Origin of the sequence: Streptomyces sp. NPDC002698 (genome assembly GCF_042888945.1) — a bacterium.
Classification (GTDB): Bacteria; Actinomycetota; Actinomycetes; order Streptomycetales; family Streptomycetaceae; genus Streptomyces.
On record NZ_JBIAQM010000054.1, the window covers coordinates 1 to 13,322 of the forward strand.

Consider the following 13,322-nt stretch of genomic DNA (forward strand, 5'->3'; position numbering starts at 1 on the left):
CTGCGGGCGGGCAAGGCCGTGCTGGACCCGTCCGGGATCCTCAATCCCGGAGTCGTGATCGACCCCCTTCGCTGAGTCGATTCCGTCGGCCGCGGTCACGGGGCCGAGCCGCCCCGTGACCGCTCCCCCCGGCTACCAGCCGACGGCGACCAGCAGCCACTGCGGGCTGCCGTGGGAGACGAAGGAGGACTGGCCCGCCACGTCGTCGTAGGGGAAGCCGTAGGCGAGGTTGTTGATGGCGTTGTCGTGCCAGAACCTGGCGTAGTAGTTGGCGGGCGCCGCCTTGTAGTACTGGGCGGGATCGCCCTGTTGCGAGGCCGGCAGGGTCGCCACATGGCGGTTGAGGGCGGCGCACATGTCGGGGTTGCTCGCGAGGGCCGCCGCGCAGCCGAAGATGTCGGAGGTGGCCGCGTTCACGCCCACGGACTGGGCGTAGGCGGTGAAGTAGCCGGCGTTGGCGCCGCCCGCCCGGAAACTCGGGTCACTGCCGGGCGCGATGATCCGGTACGGGGCCTGGGTCTGGGCCAGCACCTTGAACTGGTCGGGAACGGCGGCCGTGAACCGCTGGAAGGTCGTCGCGCGGTCCTCGGCGAAGGTCTGCCGGTTCTCACCGACCTCGACGTCGTACCCGTCCTTGGAGTGCAGGCGCATGGCCAGTTTGAGGCCGAAGGCGTCGACCCTGGTGGTGTTGCCGTTGAAGACGTTGTTGCCGACGGTGAACTCGATGAAGTCGTAGTACGGACCGTTCGGCGAACCCAGGTAGAAGTACATGCGGCCCGCGGAGTTCGCCGGCATGTCGAGGTAGGGCTGCTCGGCGATGGAGTGGACCTGGCCGTTGAAGCTCCAGTACACCTGGCTGTCCGGGTACTTGCCGTTGGTGCGGTTGAGGACTTTCACCTCGACGGCGTTGTTCGCGGCGGGGATGTCGCTCGTGCTGCCCCAGAAGTCGTCGGGCGGGGTGGTGCTTCCGGGCCCGTACACCTGGAACTCCCACAGGGAGTAGCCGTACGGGGTGGCGCGCGCCGTTCCGAGGACGCGCACGTATCTGCCGCTGCCGGTGACGCTGATGTTCTGCACGCCACCGGTGCCGGTCGTCGTGGAGTACACGGTGGCCCAGGTGTTCGCGTCCGCGGAGGTCTGGATCTGGAACGACTTGCCGTAGGCGGCCTCCCAGTTCAGGGTGACGCGGGTGATCTGCCGGACCGACCCGAGATCGACACGCAGCCACTGGGGGTCGGAGAAGGCCGAGGACCACCGGGTTCCGGTGTTCCCGTCGACCGCGGCCCCGACGGTGAAGGACCCGTTCTCGACCGACGAGGCCGCGGCGGGCCGTCCCTGGGACAGCAGTTGGTCGGCGGCGTGCGCGGAGGACGGGCTCAGGAAGGCGACGCAGGCGGCGAGCAGGACGACGACGAGACCGAGAGCCGTACGGGCCCGTGCGGTTCCGCTCGACGGCCGGTGGGGAAGGGCGCTGGCTAAGGACTGCATGCGGGATCTCCTCATGCCGGGTCGGCGTGTGTGGGGGCGGAGCAACAGCAGACGGAGAGCGCTCTCTCCGGGTTGTATCCCCGCATGTTCCGGACGTCAACAACTGAAGCCGAAATGAAGGGAGTTCGCGTACCGGGCCCAGCGGAACGCCATCTCCCACCGCTTGTACCGCGTCCGGCGCCCCGAAGCGTTCGAACCCCGACGACGCGACCGGCTCGCACCGGGCCGCGCATTCAAGAGTTGGCCTCTTCGGGGGGACGCCGCGCGGCCGCACACCCAGAACCTCGCGGCCTTCAAAGACGTCGGGGACGATGTGACGCACCGGCAGATCGGCTCCCGCGTGCCCGTCGTCACCATGGACAGCGTCCCGGCACCCCTCCGCCTCAACGCGGTCCTCCACGAACTCCTCGCGCTCCCGCAGAAGGAGACCGCGACCGTGCCGTGACGTCGGCGCCCGCCGTACAAGACGCACAGCGGGCAAGAGCCGGCCCTCGGAGTTCCCCCACCAGCCCCGTCCGTCGTTGAAGCATCCAGCGTCACGGGGTGATCGGCGCGCAGCAGGATGTTCCATGAGCGACCATGTGCGTATGCCCGTCAGGGTGGCATGGGCCTACGATCTCGGGGATGGCCAGTTGCGCGGAATGCCGAGGGGGCACTCATGGCGGAGCTTGCACGGCAACAGGACGTCAATACGTATGTCGGCTTTCACGCTTTCGGGTTGCAGGAGTCCGACGATGCGGACCTGCCGGTCCCCTTCCCGGACGACTTCGACCGGCGTGCGTTCCTCAGTACTCACCCTGGGCGCCTGGACATCACCAGCGGTGGCCATACCCATACCGCCGCGGTCGGCGTCGAAGTGTGGGACGGACCACCGTCCCGGCAGGACCGGACCGACTGGGACGAGATCGCCGAGGCCGAATTCGAGTCGACCAGTGGTCAGGTAGCCGTGTGGTCCATGCACACGGGCCGGATGGACGACCTGATCACGCTGGCGGATTCCGGCGGTTCGTGGCACGTCCGTGTCCACTGCGCGGGCCGGGCCGAGGCCGCCGCGCTGTCGGAGGACGAGGGCACCGGCCACGGCGTGGAGCGCTATCTCGTGCAATTCTGGCCCGCCAAGTCCTGAACCGGGCAGAGCCGGCGAGGCCCGGAGCAGCCGTCCGAACGGATCCGTGAGGACCTGGACGTTCATGCCGTGGCGTTGGTGTTTCCCGGAGCTTCTCTGCACTTCACCCGATTGGGCGATCGGAGCCGCCAAGGACCGGTGCGTGGTCGAGCGCGGAACGCTGTGGATCCGTGGCTCGCTGCGTGATCGACTGAGGCCATGAGCTTGTCAGTGGATGTGTTCGTTGTCGGTGAGGATGACAAGATGAACCTGCTGGATGTCCCGGAGGGCAGTTCCGACCTCGCGGGCTTCGAGCGCTGGCGCACCTCCGTGTGGGGGTCCGAGGCCGTGCGCTCGTCGGGGGCGAGGTTCTTCCCGATTTTGGCCCGCGGTGACCTCACGGTGGCGCCGGACCAGGTGGCGGACTTCCTGGATGAATGCGCCTTGATCCGGAGCAACCTCGAACTCGTCGCGCCCAGCGCCGACCCGGCGAAGTCGCATGCGGAGTACGTTCGGCAGATCTCCGAGCGCCTGCGGAACGTCGAGGACGCTGCCGAGCGCGCGCAGAGCGTCAGGGGTGGTGTGATCATCTGGTAGGGCGTCCGTTCTGGAGGAAATTCGACGGTCGGTCTGCCCGTGGCGTGGCAGGATGGCGCCATGACGTTGATCCGAAGGGGCGATGCCGCGTAAGTCGCCCGGCGCCGTGCGCGCCCAGACGCGGTTGATTCGGGGTCAGTCCCGACAGTTCAGTCAGGTCCGAGGCCTGCGACGAAGTGCCCAGGCTGCTGTCAGGCGCCTTGAGGCTCAAAGGTTTTGGCCCGGCTTCTTGAGTGAGGCGCTCGGCCAGTACGAGCGGTTCTTGCGCCAGCCTGGTCGGTGGCTCTATGTGCCGTTGGCGGATTGCCCGTGCCACGATGTGTTGGGTGGTCGGGACAACCTGCAGGCCATGCTTGATGCGCTGCCGTCGGCCGCGCGCCGCGAACTGAGGCAGATCGTGACCCGGCTCGATGCGGAATTCGAGCGGCGTACGTTGCCGGATCCGTTTGCGTCGGAACGGTTGTGCAGCGAGTGGTTCGACCCGCCGAGTCGGCCGTGGTGGTACCTGCGGTTGACCAAGCCGTAGGCGAATGCGCGTGGAAGGTGTAGAAGCCGCTCACGACGGACAGCGCGTGGTTGATCGTCGTCGCGGCATATCCGGTGCCGAGGTACTGCTTGCCGGTGCGCGGATTGGCCGTTCCCGGGGCTGGCGACTGGAGGTCGCGCCGCCGATGTTGCGGGTTCGGTGCCGTGCGCATCCAATCGGTCAGCACGGCCGCTTCCGCCTCGGTCGCCCGCTCCCAGGCGACATCGAGCAGCCACAAGCAGCCGGAACCACCGCAGCATCCCAAACCCATAGCTGCGGGCCGTCAGCGGGCTGCTGTCACTCAGCGCCAGGTCGCGCAGGTACGCGGTGACCGGCTCGATGTCCGCCCCGTGACCGTTGAGGACCGCGTAGGGCGGATGGGCCTCGCCGGTTTCCACCACGGCACCCACACGCGGCAGTTGGGCCCGACCCTCCATGAGTTCGTGACGCAGATCCACTTCACTCTCCTTGATCGCAGTGACCAGCACGGCGATCAACGAGGAGAGGAAGGTGCAGATAACGGTGCGGTACTGGGTGTCGGCGGCGATGCGGAACGGTCAGAGGGAGGGAAAGGGAATTGAGCACGCCGCACATCACCGTGACCGTCACCGACTCCATCGACGAGGTCGACACCGCCCAGTGGGAACAGGCCGCCGCGGCGGGCACCGCACCCGTGCACTACACCCCCGCGTACCTTCGGGCCTATCAGACAAGCCCGTTGAGCCCGTTCCTCGCGGCCCGCTACATGACCGTCGCCGAAGGGTGCCGAGCCCTCGCCTGCCCTGCCATCTCCAGAAGGAGGGCGACCTGTACGGCTTCCTGCGCGCCGTCGGCATCGAGGACACCGACGGCCCGGCGCTCCTCGGGCACAACTGGTACTGCTACGACACCCGCGTGCCCGTACGGGTTGTCGGACCCGCCCGGCGGGCGCGCGTTCTCGGGGCCCTGCTGGACGCCCTGTGCGACCTGGCGGCCGCCGACGGCGCCTGGACCGCAGGTCTCGTCAGCGTCCCCGAGAACGACCCGGTCCTCGACGTCGCCCGGGCCAAGGGGTGGCGGGTGGCACCGATCGTCACCCGCTTCCAACTCCCGCTGCACGGCGCGACGGGGGACGCCCTCGACTCGTACGACTCCTATCTCGCCACCCTCGGCGCCCGCACCCGGCGTACGATCCGCCAGTACCTGCGGCGCGCGGCGGACGCGGGCGTCACGACCGCCGTCGAAGCACCCCGCCCCGACTTCCTGCGCACGGTCGGCGACCTCACCCGCCGCACGACGGCCAGGTACGGCAGCGCGGGCATGTATCCCGAGGACGCCTTCGCCAGCTTCGTCATGTCTCTGGGCGACCACGCCCGTGTGGTCCGCGTCGACCGCAGTGATCTGCCCCTGGCCGCCGCGGTCGTCCTCCTCGACGACGAGTGCCTGCACATGTGGGCGGGCGGCACCGCCACGGCATGAAGCCACTGCGCCCGTACGCCTGCGTCGCCCCGCCCGGGCCTGACCTGTGCCTTCGGGCGTCGGTGGTGAAGCCGGCCCGTGGAGGCGGACGGCAGAATACGACGCATGACACACCAAGCAGTGGACTGGTCCCGGCTGACGCACGCGTACGGGCCGGCGGACGACATACCCGGCCTCTTCGCCCGCCTCGACGGTGGTCAGGAGGACGAGAAGGTCTGGCAGGATTTGTGGTCCGCGCTGTGCCACCAAGGCACTGTGTACGACGCGAGCTATGCCGCGTTGCCGGTGCTCGCGGACATCGCGGCCGGCCGCGTGCCGGGCGAGCGAAAGCAGGCCGTGCTCATGGCGGGCCTCATCGCGGCCGAGGCCGACACGGCGGACCGCGCTCTTTACACCTCCCAGATCACCGAGTTGACGTCGGCGGCCCAGGCCTGTCTGACCGAGGTCCCGGCCGATGAGCCGATGACCTTCGTCTACCTGGCGCAGAGCCTGCTGGCATTCGAGAACGTACCGGTCTGGTCCCGGCAACTCGAACTGCTCAACGAGGAGTTCGAGGCCGAGTGCCCGGAGTGCGAGGCCCTGACCTGCGTCGAGCCGGGCGAGTACGCGGACGAGTGCGGTACCGAACTCCACCCGGCACGCCCGGAGGAACTGACCGGCACCGGCGCCCGGATCCACACCCTGGCGCGTGACGCCGGTCAGAGCCAGGTCGCCGAATGGGTGACGCGCCTCTTCGGCCGTGCGACGTGCCCGGAGTGCGAAACGAGGTTCGCGATCTCCGAAAGCGTTACTGACTAGAGCCCTTCGGCCGGAACACGCCGGCTTGGCCGGCGGTGCCTTGTCGGCGGTCCGGGGGCCGCCGTGTCACGGCGACCCCGCACCCCCGTTGGCTCAACGCCGTGCCCGCACCAGCAGATACAGGAAGTACGGCGTGCCGATGACCGCGGTGACCACGCCCGCTCCCAATTGGGCCGGGGCGATGAGCGTGCGGCCGAGGAGGTCGGCCGTGCAGACCAGGATCGCGCCCAGGAGCAGGGAGACCGGCACCACGCGGGCGTGGCGGCGTCCGACGAGGGCGCGGGCCGCGTGCGGGGCGACCAGACCGACGAAGCCGATCGTTCCCGCGGCCGCGACGGCGGTGGCGCTCAGCAGGACGCTGACGACCAGCAGGCCGAGCCGGGCGGGTGCCGTGCGCAGGCCGAGCAGTCTCGGTGTGTCGTCGTCGAGGGCGATCAGGTCGAGTTCCGTGCGCCGCAGTACGGCGACGACGATTCCCAGGGCGAGCGCGGCGGCGACCGGCAGCGCGTCGGGCAGGGTGCGCCCGTAGGTCGAGCCGGACAGCCAGGTCAGCGCCTTGGTGGCGTTGAACGGGTCGGTGAGGACGATGAAGAGGCTGATGAGCGCCGTGGTCGCCGCGGACAGGCCGACGCCCACCAGGACGAGCCTGTTCTGTCCGAAGCCGTCACCGGAGGCGAGCCCGAACACGACGACCGCGGTGACCGCGGCTCCCGCGAATGCGGCGCCGGCGATGCTCCACGAGCCGGCGAGAGGCACGGTCGTCACGAGCAGGACGGCCCCCAGCGCTCCGCCGCCCGAGACGCCGAGCACACCGGGCTCCGCAAGCGGGTTACGGGTGACGGCCTGCACGGGCGTCGCGGCCACGTGCCGCAGCGGCCGCTCAGAGGTGGCCGTCCAGGAACTTCCGTACCTCGGTGATGGTCATGGGCCCCGTGCCGTGCGCCACCGCCTCTCCCTCCTTCAGCAGGACGCAGGACAGGGCTCCGGTAATCCCGTATCGCTCGGTCGCAGCCGGACAACGCTTGGCGTCGACGCGGACGGCCGTCAGCCGACCCGTGCGGTCGTCGGCGATGTCACCCACGACGAGGTCCATCACCCGGCAGGGTTCAATCGCCTTGGGCCATGTCCCGGTGAAGTATGCGAGGACCGGAACTCCGCTCATCCCGAGGATGAAATCGAACTCCGCGTCCTCACGGGGTCGGTGAACCCGCTTCGCCATGGAAGCTCCTGACCTCACATTCCGTCATTCCATCCCCGTCGTCCTGGACCGCTCGCGGACGTGTTCGTGGACGCGTTCGTGGACGGTCGACGTACGCGTCAGCTGACCCGAAGACCGACCGCCAGCGTCAGTTCGAGGACCCGGTCCGGCGATGCGAGATCCGGAAACAGCTCCCGCAGCTGCGACATGCGGTACCGGACCGTCTGGGGATGGACGAACAATTCCGCCGCCGCCTCGTCCCGTCTGCCCTGGTGCAGCAGCCACGCCCGCAACGTCTCCTCCAGCCGCCGTGCGGTCGCGACAGGCAGGGTCCGCAACGGTGCGAGGGCTCGGGCGCGCAGGTCCGCGAACGCGTCCGCGTCGGCGCTCAGCACCAGCTCGGGCAGGTGGTCCTCGGTGTCGCGGATATCGGAGGAGAGGGAGCGCGCGCGTACGGCTCGTGCGTACGAGGCGGACGCGCGAGTCCATGGCCGGGCCGGGCCGACCACGGCGGTGCGGTCGGTGAGCTTCCGCAAGAGATGTGACCGGTCGGCATCGGGGACGAGCAGCACACCGGTGGCGTCCGGCAGATCGTCGAGGACGAGGGTGCTCGGGTCGAGCGCGCGGTAGGCGGGCCGGGCCTGGGCGGCGGGCAGCAGGACCGCGGTCAGTGAAACCGGAGGCTGCCACCCGGCCCGTTGAGCGGAGGCCAGCAGCACGTCCGGGCTCGCGCCGGCGAGGAGGTCGCGGGCCAGGTGTTCCAGGTGGCGCTCGTGGTCCCTGCCCCGGGCGGCCAGCTCGTCGGCGTGGCCCGCGGCGCTCGCGGCGGAGAGCTCGTCGATGTAGGCGAAGGTCAGCTCGGCGAACTTGGCGACCTCGGCGGCGGGCAGACCCGCGGGTACGGCACCCGCCGCCAGGCATCGCCAGGCCACGCGGGCGCCGACGCGGTAGGCGCTGAGCAGGGCGTCCATCGAACGGCCGTCGCGCACCTCGCCGCGGCCCAGCTCGTAGGCCGCGTCACCGCCGTCGCCGCCTGTGGCGTTCCCGCTCGCGAGGTCCAGGTAGTGCCCCAGGGCGGTGCGGACGGCGCGGCGGATGGTGGCGCCCATGTGGCCCGAAAGGGCGTTGGCGTAGGGAGGGACCTCGTCGATGATCGCCTGGACGACCTCGTCGGCGGTGGTCTTCAGCGCGGCCCGAAGTACGGTGACCGTCGTCTCATCCAGGGCCAGCTCGCTGGCCCTCCGGGTTACATGGCTCACGTTTTGTTCCCTGCGAACAATTCTGCCGATCAGATTCACGTCCTGCGGTTAGGACCTTACGCCCTGAGACGCAGCAAGCTGGGGTCATGACGAGTACAGCCCTCCGCAGCAGGGCGTGGAAACTGCTGGAGATGGTCACGACGCCGCTGCTGCCGTCGGACTACCTCGACCTGGTCAGCCCGCTGCGTGCGGGCGCCGACCTGCGGGGGCGCATCGAGGCCGTGCACCCCGAGACGGGGGACGCCGCGACCATCGTGATCAGGCCGGGACGGGGCTGGCGCGGCCACACGGCCGGTCAGTACGTGCGGATCGGGGTCGACGTCGACGGGGTGCGCCTGTGGCGTGCCTACTCCCTCACCTCGCCGACAGACCGCCAGGACGGCCGCGTCACGATCACCGTGAAGGCGATCCCGGACGGCAAGGTCAGCAACCACCTGGTCCGCAGGGCGGAACCGGGCACGCTGATCCAGCTCGACCAGGCGACCGGTGACTTCGTGCTGCCGCAGGCCAAGCCCGCCAAGGTGCTCTACCTGACGGCCGGCAGCGGCATCACGCCCGTGATGGGCATGCTGCGCGACACCGAGTTCGACGACGTCGTCATGGTCCACTGCGCGCCACAGCCGCAAGACGTGATCTTCCGCGACGAACTGCACGACCTGGTCGCGGACAAGAAGCTGCGGCTCACCGAGGTGCACACCGACACGGACGGCATGCTCGACATCGCCCGTCTCGACGAGCTCGTGCCCGACTGGGCCGAGCGCGAGACCTGGGCCTGCGGGCCCGCGGGCCTGCTCGACGCCGCCGAAGAGCACTGGACCGAGCACGGCGTCCCAGAGCGTCTGCACACCGAACGCTTCCGCCCCGGCGTCGTCGTCACCGGCGACGGCGGCGAGGTCACGTTCAGCGCCACCGGCAAGACCGTCGACGCGGACGGCGCCACGCCGTTGCTGGACGTCGGCGAGGAGGCCGGGGTGCTCATGCCCTCCGGGTGCCGCATGGGCATCTGCTTCGGCTGCGTCACGCCGCTCAAGGCGGGCGCCGTCCGCGACCTGCGCACCGGCGAGATCACCGAGGCCGAGCCGGGCGTCCTCATCCAGACCTGCGTGTCCGCCGCGGCGGGCCCCTGCGACATCGAACGGTAGGAGCACCTTGACCGCCATCGACCCCACCGCCCACCTGACCGCGGAGCAGATCGAGGAGCTCGGCCGCGAGCTGGACGCGATCCGCGACGAGGTGATCGCCGACCGGGGCGAGAAGGACGCCGCCTACATCCGCAAGGTCATCTCGGCGCAGCGCAGGCTCGAGCTGGTCAGCAGGGGCGTGCTGCTGTTCTCGTTCTTCCCGCCCGCATGGGTGCTCGGTACCGCCGGGCTGTCCGTGGCGAAGATCATGGACAACATGGAGATCGGCCACAACATCCTGCACGGCCAGTGGGACTGGATGCGGGACCCGAAGATCCACTCCACCACCTGGGAGTGGGATCACGTCTCGCCGGCCGACCAGTGGAAGCACTCGCACAACGAGCTGCACCACACGTACACCAACGTCATCGGCAAGGACAACGACCTCGGCTACGGCATCATGCGCGTCGACGAGGACCAGAAGTGGCACCCGTTCCACCTCGGCCAGCCGCTGTGGAACTTCCTCAACGCCTGCTTCTTCGAGTACGGCATCGCGGCGTACGACCTGGAGCTCGGCAAGAACCTGCACAAGCGCCGCCGCAACAACCCGGAGTTCCGCGCGCGGGCCAAGGCCGTGGGCCGCAAGATCCGCAAGCAGGTGCTCAAGGACTACGTGATCCACCCGCTGCTGTCGGGCCCGTCGTTCCTCACCACGCTCGCCGCCACGTTCACCGCGAACCTGGTCCGCAACCTCTGGACCCATTCGGTGATCATGTGCGGGCACTTCCCCGAGGGCGTGCAGGTCTTCGAGCGCCGGTCGATCAGGGGCGAGACGCGCGGCCAGTGGTACCTGCGCCAGATGATGGGCTCGGCGAACATCAGCGGCAGCAGGGCCATGCACTTCATGAGCGGCAACCTGTCGCACCAGATCGAGCACCACCTGTTCCCGGACCTGCCGAGCAACCGGTACGCCGAGGTCGCGGTGAAGGTGCGCGCGCTGTTCGAGAAGTACGAGCTGGAGTACGTCACCGGGCCGCTGCCCAAGCAGGTGTTCTCCGCGTGGCACAAGGTCTTCCGGCTCTCGCTGCCGAACAAGAAGCCCAAGGTCAAGACGCCGGACCGCGAGCAGGAGCTCGTCGCGGCCTGATTCCCGGTATTGGTCCAGATCTCCCGGCCGTACCGGCGGCACCACCGGGTTCGGTGAGATCCGGTGCGGACGGTGGGCGGCCGCGACATCAGACCGTACGACACGGGATCCGGGCAGCCCGGTGCCGGCTGCGCTGCCCGGACGTGCGGCAGGAGCTCAGCGCACAGCCCCCGGCGCGGTGTTGCAGTGCGCTGACCTGCCGTGGCCGGGCCGGCAGTCGGGTGCGTACGCGCACTCGGTTCGCCGACGGGCGGGCTGGGTGGGAGGCACGGGCTGTGACGTGGACACTGCCGGAACCGATGCTCGCCGCCCCCGTACCCGGCCCGGACCTGTGGTCGGCCGTGGAACCGAAGTTATGGACAGGGTCGAGTGCTGTCCGTTGTCGGAACTCATCGGCGTCACGTCGAAGCGGCCGGCCCGCACCTACCGCTTCGCCGCCACCGTGTTCGCGATCGACCCCGCCGGACCGATCGACCGGGGCGACCTCGCCTGTGGCGCGGGCTACTTCGACCAGGCCACTTCGGCCACGAGTTCCGGGCGTTCACCGGGCTCACGCCGACCCGGTACGTCGAAGTCCGGCGACGCTTCCTGCGCGAACATCCCGGCCACGCGCTGGACGGCCGGCAACTGTCGGCCGATTGATTCCTTACAAGAGCGACAGCTCACGACACGCTAATTTGGGGCACCCCGAAGCAGAGGAGAGCCCCGTGGGCAAGGTGGTCATGTACAGCTCGGTGTCGGTGGACGGCTTCGTCGCGGACGAGAATGACCAGCCCGGACCGCTGTTCGACTGGCTGTCCAGCGGTGACGTCCCGTTGGACGAGAGCGGCGCGCTGAAGGTGTCGCAGACGTCCTACGACTACACCCGGCCGTACTGGGACCAGATCGGAGTCACGATCGTCGGCCGCCACGTCTTCGACCTGACGGACGGCTGGGACGGGAAGCCTCCGGGCGGGATCGACCACGTGGTCGTCGTGACGCACCGGCCGGAGCCCGAGGGCTGGGACCTTGAGGCGCCGTTTCACTTCGTCGACGGCGTCGAGGCGGCCATGGCCAAGGCGCAGGAGCTCGCGGGTGACCGCATGGTCGAGGTCGCCGCCGGCGACGTCGGTGGCCAGGTGCTTGCCGCGGGCCTGATCGACGAGGTGCGCATGGACGTCGTACCCGTCGTGTTCGGGTCCGGCAAGCGCTACTTCGGGTCGGTCCACGCGCAGCACCTGTTGGAGGATCCTGACGTGGTGATCCAGGGCAACCGGGTGCTTCACCTGCGCTACCGGGTGCGCCGTTGACCGATCCGAGCGGGTACGCGAAGAAGCCCACTGCTCGAGGAGCGTTCGCGTGGACGAGGTGGGGCCACATCTAGGGCCTGTCCGGGCGATCATGCGTCTCGCCAAGGTGGCCCCGGCGGAGGAGAACCTGGTGGGTGCAGTGGGAGCGAGCCGGGCCGAGGCGGTTGCCCTCGTGCAGAGGATCATGGATGCGGACCATGCCTTCGCAGAGGAGGCAGACGCTTGGCTGGACAAGCTGGATAGGGCCCTGGCATGTCCGGCTGGATACGTCAGCAACTTGATCTTTTGGCCGCCGGAGAGGGAACTATCGGCTGATGAGGTGGTCGACCAGGCTCTGGCGTACCGGCCCATCGCTCTGTGATGGGCTCGCTCAGCTCCGAATCCAGATGCCAAGGGCAGCGGTGACGGCTGGACGCCGGTCCGCACCGATGCAGAACCCCCGTTGACCACCTTCCGGTGATTCCGCCACCGGCCACAACAATCGCCCAGGGCAAGCACCACACCCAGGCCGTCCTCTGCCTCGCCAGACGTCGCGCCGACGTCCTCTTCGCGATGCTCCGTGACGGCACCTTCTACGAATCACGTCCGGCGGCCACGGTCAGCTGCTCTGCGGCTCCGCCAGCAGCACCACCCGGTCGGACTCGACGTCGAATCCCAGCACCGGACGGCTCTGGTCCCAGTCACCTTCGGGCGTCATCACCACCGGCTTGCTCAGTCGGCGCCCGATCGCACGAAGGAATCCGCACAGCACATCCAGCCGCTCCTGTCCCCGCAACTCCCTCAGGTCCACGTCGAAACCGATCTCGTCAGCCGACTCCAACCGAAAGATCGCCAGCACATCCGGTGCCGGCCAGACCCGCAGGTCCGCGCACTCGGCATCAGCGGGCCGCGACAGCACCTCCCCAGCACGCGGCAGCGGCATCACCACGAAACCTTCGGAGTACTCACTCCGCCAGCCACTCGCAACGATCAGATCGAGGACCGCTTGCCAATCCCGGACCGTAGTTCCCGTGACCCACACATCCGGCAGACACCCCTCCCACTCGAGGTCGAAGAGGCCCTTCACGTCATCCCACAGCAGCTCGGACACCAGGCAATGCTGACCTCAGCCCGAACACAAACGCACCCGGATTTCCTTGACCAACCCCATAGGGGCACCCCCCGCAGGGGGCCGGGGTACCGGCCAGACTGGTCGAGCTCGACGTCCATCCGGCTGCGACGGCTGACGTCTTCCTGGATGCGCTGACCCGGTTCCGCCCGCACGTCGTGCACTTCTCCGGCCACAGCACGGAGGATCTGATTGCCTTCGAGACAGGTGAGACGACTTCCACGGACA

General features: G+C 69.1%; 16 protein-coding genes and 2 pseudogenes. 12 read left to right on the top strand and 6 right to left on the bottom strand.

The features are described from left to right. Positions 1 to 132: 132 nt before the first annotated feature. Positions 133 to 1,488 carry a beta-1,3-glucanase family protein gene (locus ACFYW9_RS38280; RefSeq protein ID WP_389159677.1) on the bottom strand — a complete coding sequence of 452 codons (1,356 nt, stop codon included), beginning with the start codon at positions 1,486 to 1,488 and terminating at the stop codon, positions 133 to 135. A gap of 313 nt (positions 1,489 to 1,801) precedes the next feature. Here ACFYW9_RS38280 and ACFYW9_RS38285 point away from each other — a divergent pair, with 313 nt between their 5' ends. Continuing rightward, on the top strand, positions 1,802 to 1,933 hold the full coding sequence (locus ACFYW9_RS38285) for a hypothetical protein (protein ID WP_389159678.1): 132 nt from the start codon (positions 1,802 to 1,804) through the stop codon (positions 1,931 to 1,933). Between the two features lie 213 nt (positions 1,934 to 2,146). After that, a complete protein-coding gene (locus tag ACFYW9_RS38290) occupies positions 2,147 to 2,614 on the top strand; it encodes a hypothetical protein (RefSeq protein ID WP_389159679.1) in 468 nt (155 codons plus the stop codon). On the opposite strand, the pseudogene ACFYW9_RS38295 reads toward ACFYW9_RS38290, so the two are convergent. After that, a pseudogene (locus tag ACFYW9_RS38295) lies at positions 2,612 to 2,704 on the bottom strand (IS5/IS1182 family transposase); the annotation flags it as partial. The gene ACFYW9_RS38290 and the pseudogene ACFYW9_RS38295 sit on opposite strands and share 3 nt — an antisense overlap. 108 nt (positions 2,705 to 2,812) lie before the next feature. Here ACFYW9_RS38295 and ACFYW9_RS38300 point away from each other — a divergent pair. The 5 genes from ACFYW9_RS38300 to ACFYW9_RS38320 all read left to right on the top strand — a co-directional run bounded on the left by ACFYW9_RS38300 (position 2,813) and on the right by ACFYW9_RS38320 (position 5,972). After that, entirely contained in the window at positions 2,813 to 3,190 is a 378-nt protein-coding gene (locus ACFYW9_RS38300; RefSeq protein ID WP_389159680.1) for a hypothetical protein, read from the top strand. Between the two features lie 229 nt (positions 3,191 to 3,419). Beyond that, a complete protein-coding gene (locus ACFYW9_RS38305) occupies positions 3,420 to 3,716 on the top strand; it encodes a hypothetical protein (RefSeq protein WP_388037784.1) in 297 nt (98 codons plus the stop codon). 164 nt (positions 3,717 to 3,880) lie between these two features. Further along, on the top strand, positions 3,881 to 4,297 hold the full coding sequence (locus ACFYW9_RS38310; protein ID WP_389159681.1) for a hypothetical protein: 417 nt from the start codon (positions 3,881 to 3,883) through the stop codon (positions 4,295 to 4,297). Between the two features lie 181 nt (positions 4,298 to 4,478). Continuing rightward, positions 4,479 to 5,174 (top strand): GNAT family N-acetyltransferase, encoded by a 696-nt coding sequence (locus ACFYW9_RS38315; RefSeq protein WP_389159682.1) that lies wholly within the window; start codon positions 4,479 to 4,481, stop codon positions 5,172 to 5,174. Between the two features lie 105 nt (positions 5,175 to 5,279). Continuing rightward, positions 5,280 to 5,972: a hypothetical protein gene (locus tag ACFYW9_RS38320; protein WP_389159683.1), complete on the top strand. Its 693-nt coding sequence runs from the start codon at positions 5,280 to 5,282 to the stop codon at positions 5,970 to 5,972. 93 nt (positions 5,973 to 6,065) lie between these two features. Here ACFYW9_RS38320 and ACFYW9_RS38325 read toward each other — a convergent pair. From ACFYW9_RS38325 to ACFYW9_RS38335, 3 genes and pseudogenes are all read right to left on the bottom strand, one after another. Further along, positions 6,066 to 6,836 (bottom strand): annotated as a pseudogene (locus ACFYW9_RS38325) (iron chelate uptake ABC transporter family permease subunit); the annotation flags it as partial. Between the two features lie 16 nt (positions 6,837 to 6,852). After that, positions 6,853 to 7,191, bottom strand: coding sequence for a thioredoxin family protein (locus tag ACFYW9_RS38330; protein ID WP_389159684.1), 339 nt, complete (start codon positions 7,189 to 7,191; stop codon positions 6,853 to 6,855). Positions 7,192 to 7,289: 98 nt separating this feature from the next. Continuing rightward, the gene (locus ACFYW9_RS38335; protein WP_389159685.1) at positions 7,290 to 8,429 is read right to left on the bottom strand and encodes a PucR family transcriptional regulator; all 1,140 of its coding nucleotides are present in this window, start codon (positions 8,427 to 8,429) and stop codon (positions 7,290 to 7,292) included. Between the two features lie 86 nt (positions 8,430 to 8,515). Between ACFYW9_RS38335 and ACFYW9_RS38340 the strand changes: the two genes are divergently transcribed. The 5 genes from ACFYW9_RS38340 (at position 8,516) to ACFYW9_RS38360 (ending at position 12,347) form a co-directional block, all read left to right on the top strand. Next, positions 8,516 to 9,571 (top strand): ferredoxin reductase, encoded by a 1,056-nt coding sequence (locus ACFYW9_RS38340; RefSeq protein WP_389159686.1) that lies wholly within the window; start codon positions 8,516 to 8,518, stop codon positions 9,569 to 9,571. 7 nt (positions 9,572 to 9,578) lie between these two features. Then, the gene (locus ACFYW9_RS38345) at positions 9,579 to 10,697 is read left to right on the top strand and encodes an acyl-CoA desaturase (protein WP_351870318.1); all 1,119 of its coding nucleotides are present in this window, start codon (positions 9,579 to 9,581) and stop codon (positions 10,695 to 10,697) included. A 355-nt stretch (positions 10,698 to 11,052) separates the two neighbouring features. Next, on the top strand, positions 11,053 to 11,373 hold the full coding sequence (locus ACFYW9_RS38350) for a hypothetical protein (RefSeq protein ID WP_389159687.1): 321 nt from the start codon (positions 11,053 to 11,055) through the stop codon (positions 11,371 to 11,373). A gap of 31 nt (positions 11,374 to 11,404) precedes the next feature. After that, complete coding sequence (locus ACFYW9_RS38355) at positions 11,405 to 11,986, top strand: dihydrofolate reductase family protein (protein WP_389159688.1); 582 nt, start codon at positions 11,405 to 11,407, stop codon at positions 11,984 to 11,986. Between the two features lie 91 nt (positions 11,987 to 12,077). Next, positions 12,078 to 12,347 (top strand): e9imm peptide, encoded by a 270-nt coding sequence (locus ACFYW9_RS38360; protein ID WP_389159712.1) that lies wholly within the window; start codon positions 12,078 to 12,080, stop codon positions 12,345 to 12,347. A gap of 237 nt (positions 12,348 to 12,584) precedes the next feature. Here ACFYW9_RS38360 and ACFYW9_RS38365 read toward each other — a convergent pair whose 3' ends face one another. Further along, entirely contained in the window at positions 12,585 to 13,076 is a 492-nt protein-coding gene (locus ACFYW9_RS38365) for a hypothetical protein (protein ID WP_389159689.1), read from the bottom strand. Positions 13,077 to 13,322 lie beyond the last annotated feature (246 nt).

What these genes read in the sequence shown, in the direction of transcription:
- ACFYW9_RS38280 (WP_389159677.1), bottom strand. Translation starts at nt 1,488, where the DNA reads ATGCAGTCCTTAGCCAGCGCCCTTCCCCACCGGCCGTCGAGCGGAACC.
- ACFYW9_RS38290 (WP_389159679.1), top strand. Translation starts at nt 2,147, where the DNA reads ATGGCGGAGCTTGCACGGCAACAGGACGTCAATACGTATGTCGGCTTT.
- ACFYW9_RS38300 (WP_389159680.1), top strand. Translation starts at nt 2,813, where the DNA reads ATGAGCTTGTCAGTGGATGTGTTCGTTGTCGGTGAGGATGACAAGATG.
- ACFYW9_RS38320 (WP_389159683.1), top strand. Translation starts at nt 5,280, where the DNA reads ATGACACACCAAGCAGTGGACTGGTCCCGGCTGACGCACGCGTACGGG.
- ACFYW9_RS38330 (WP_389159684.1), bottom strand. Translation starts at nt 7,191, where the DNA reads ATGGCGAAGCGGGTTCACCGACCCCGTGAGGACGCGGAGTTCGATTTC.
- ACFYW9_RS38340 (WP_389159686.1), top strand. Translation starts at nt 8,516, where the DNA reads ATGACGAGTACAGCCCTCCGCAGCAGGGCGTGGAAACTGCTGGAGATG.
- ACFYW9_RS38350 (WP_389159687.1), top strand. Translation starts at nt 11,053, where the DNA reads ATGGACAGGGTCGAGTGCTGTCCGTTGTCGGAACTCATCGGCGTCACG.
- ACFYW9_RS38360 (WP_389159712.1), top strand. Translation starts at nt 12,078, where the DNA reads ATGCGTCTCGCCAAGGTGGCCCCGGCGGAGGAGAACCTGGTGGGTGCA.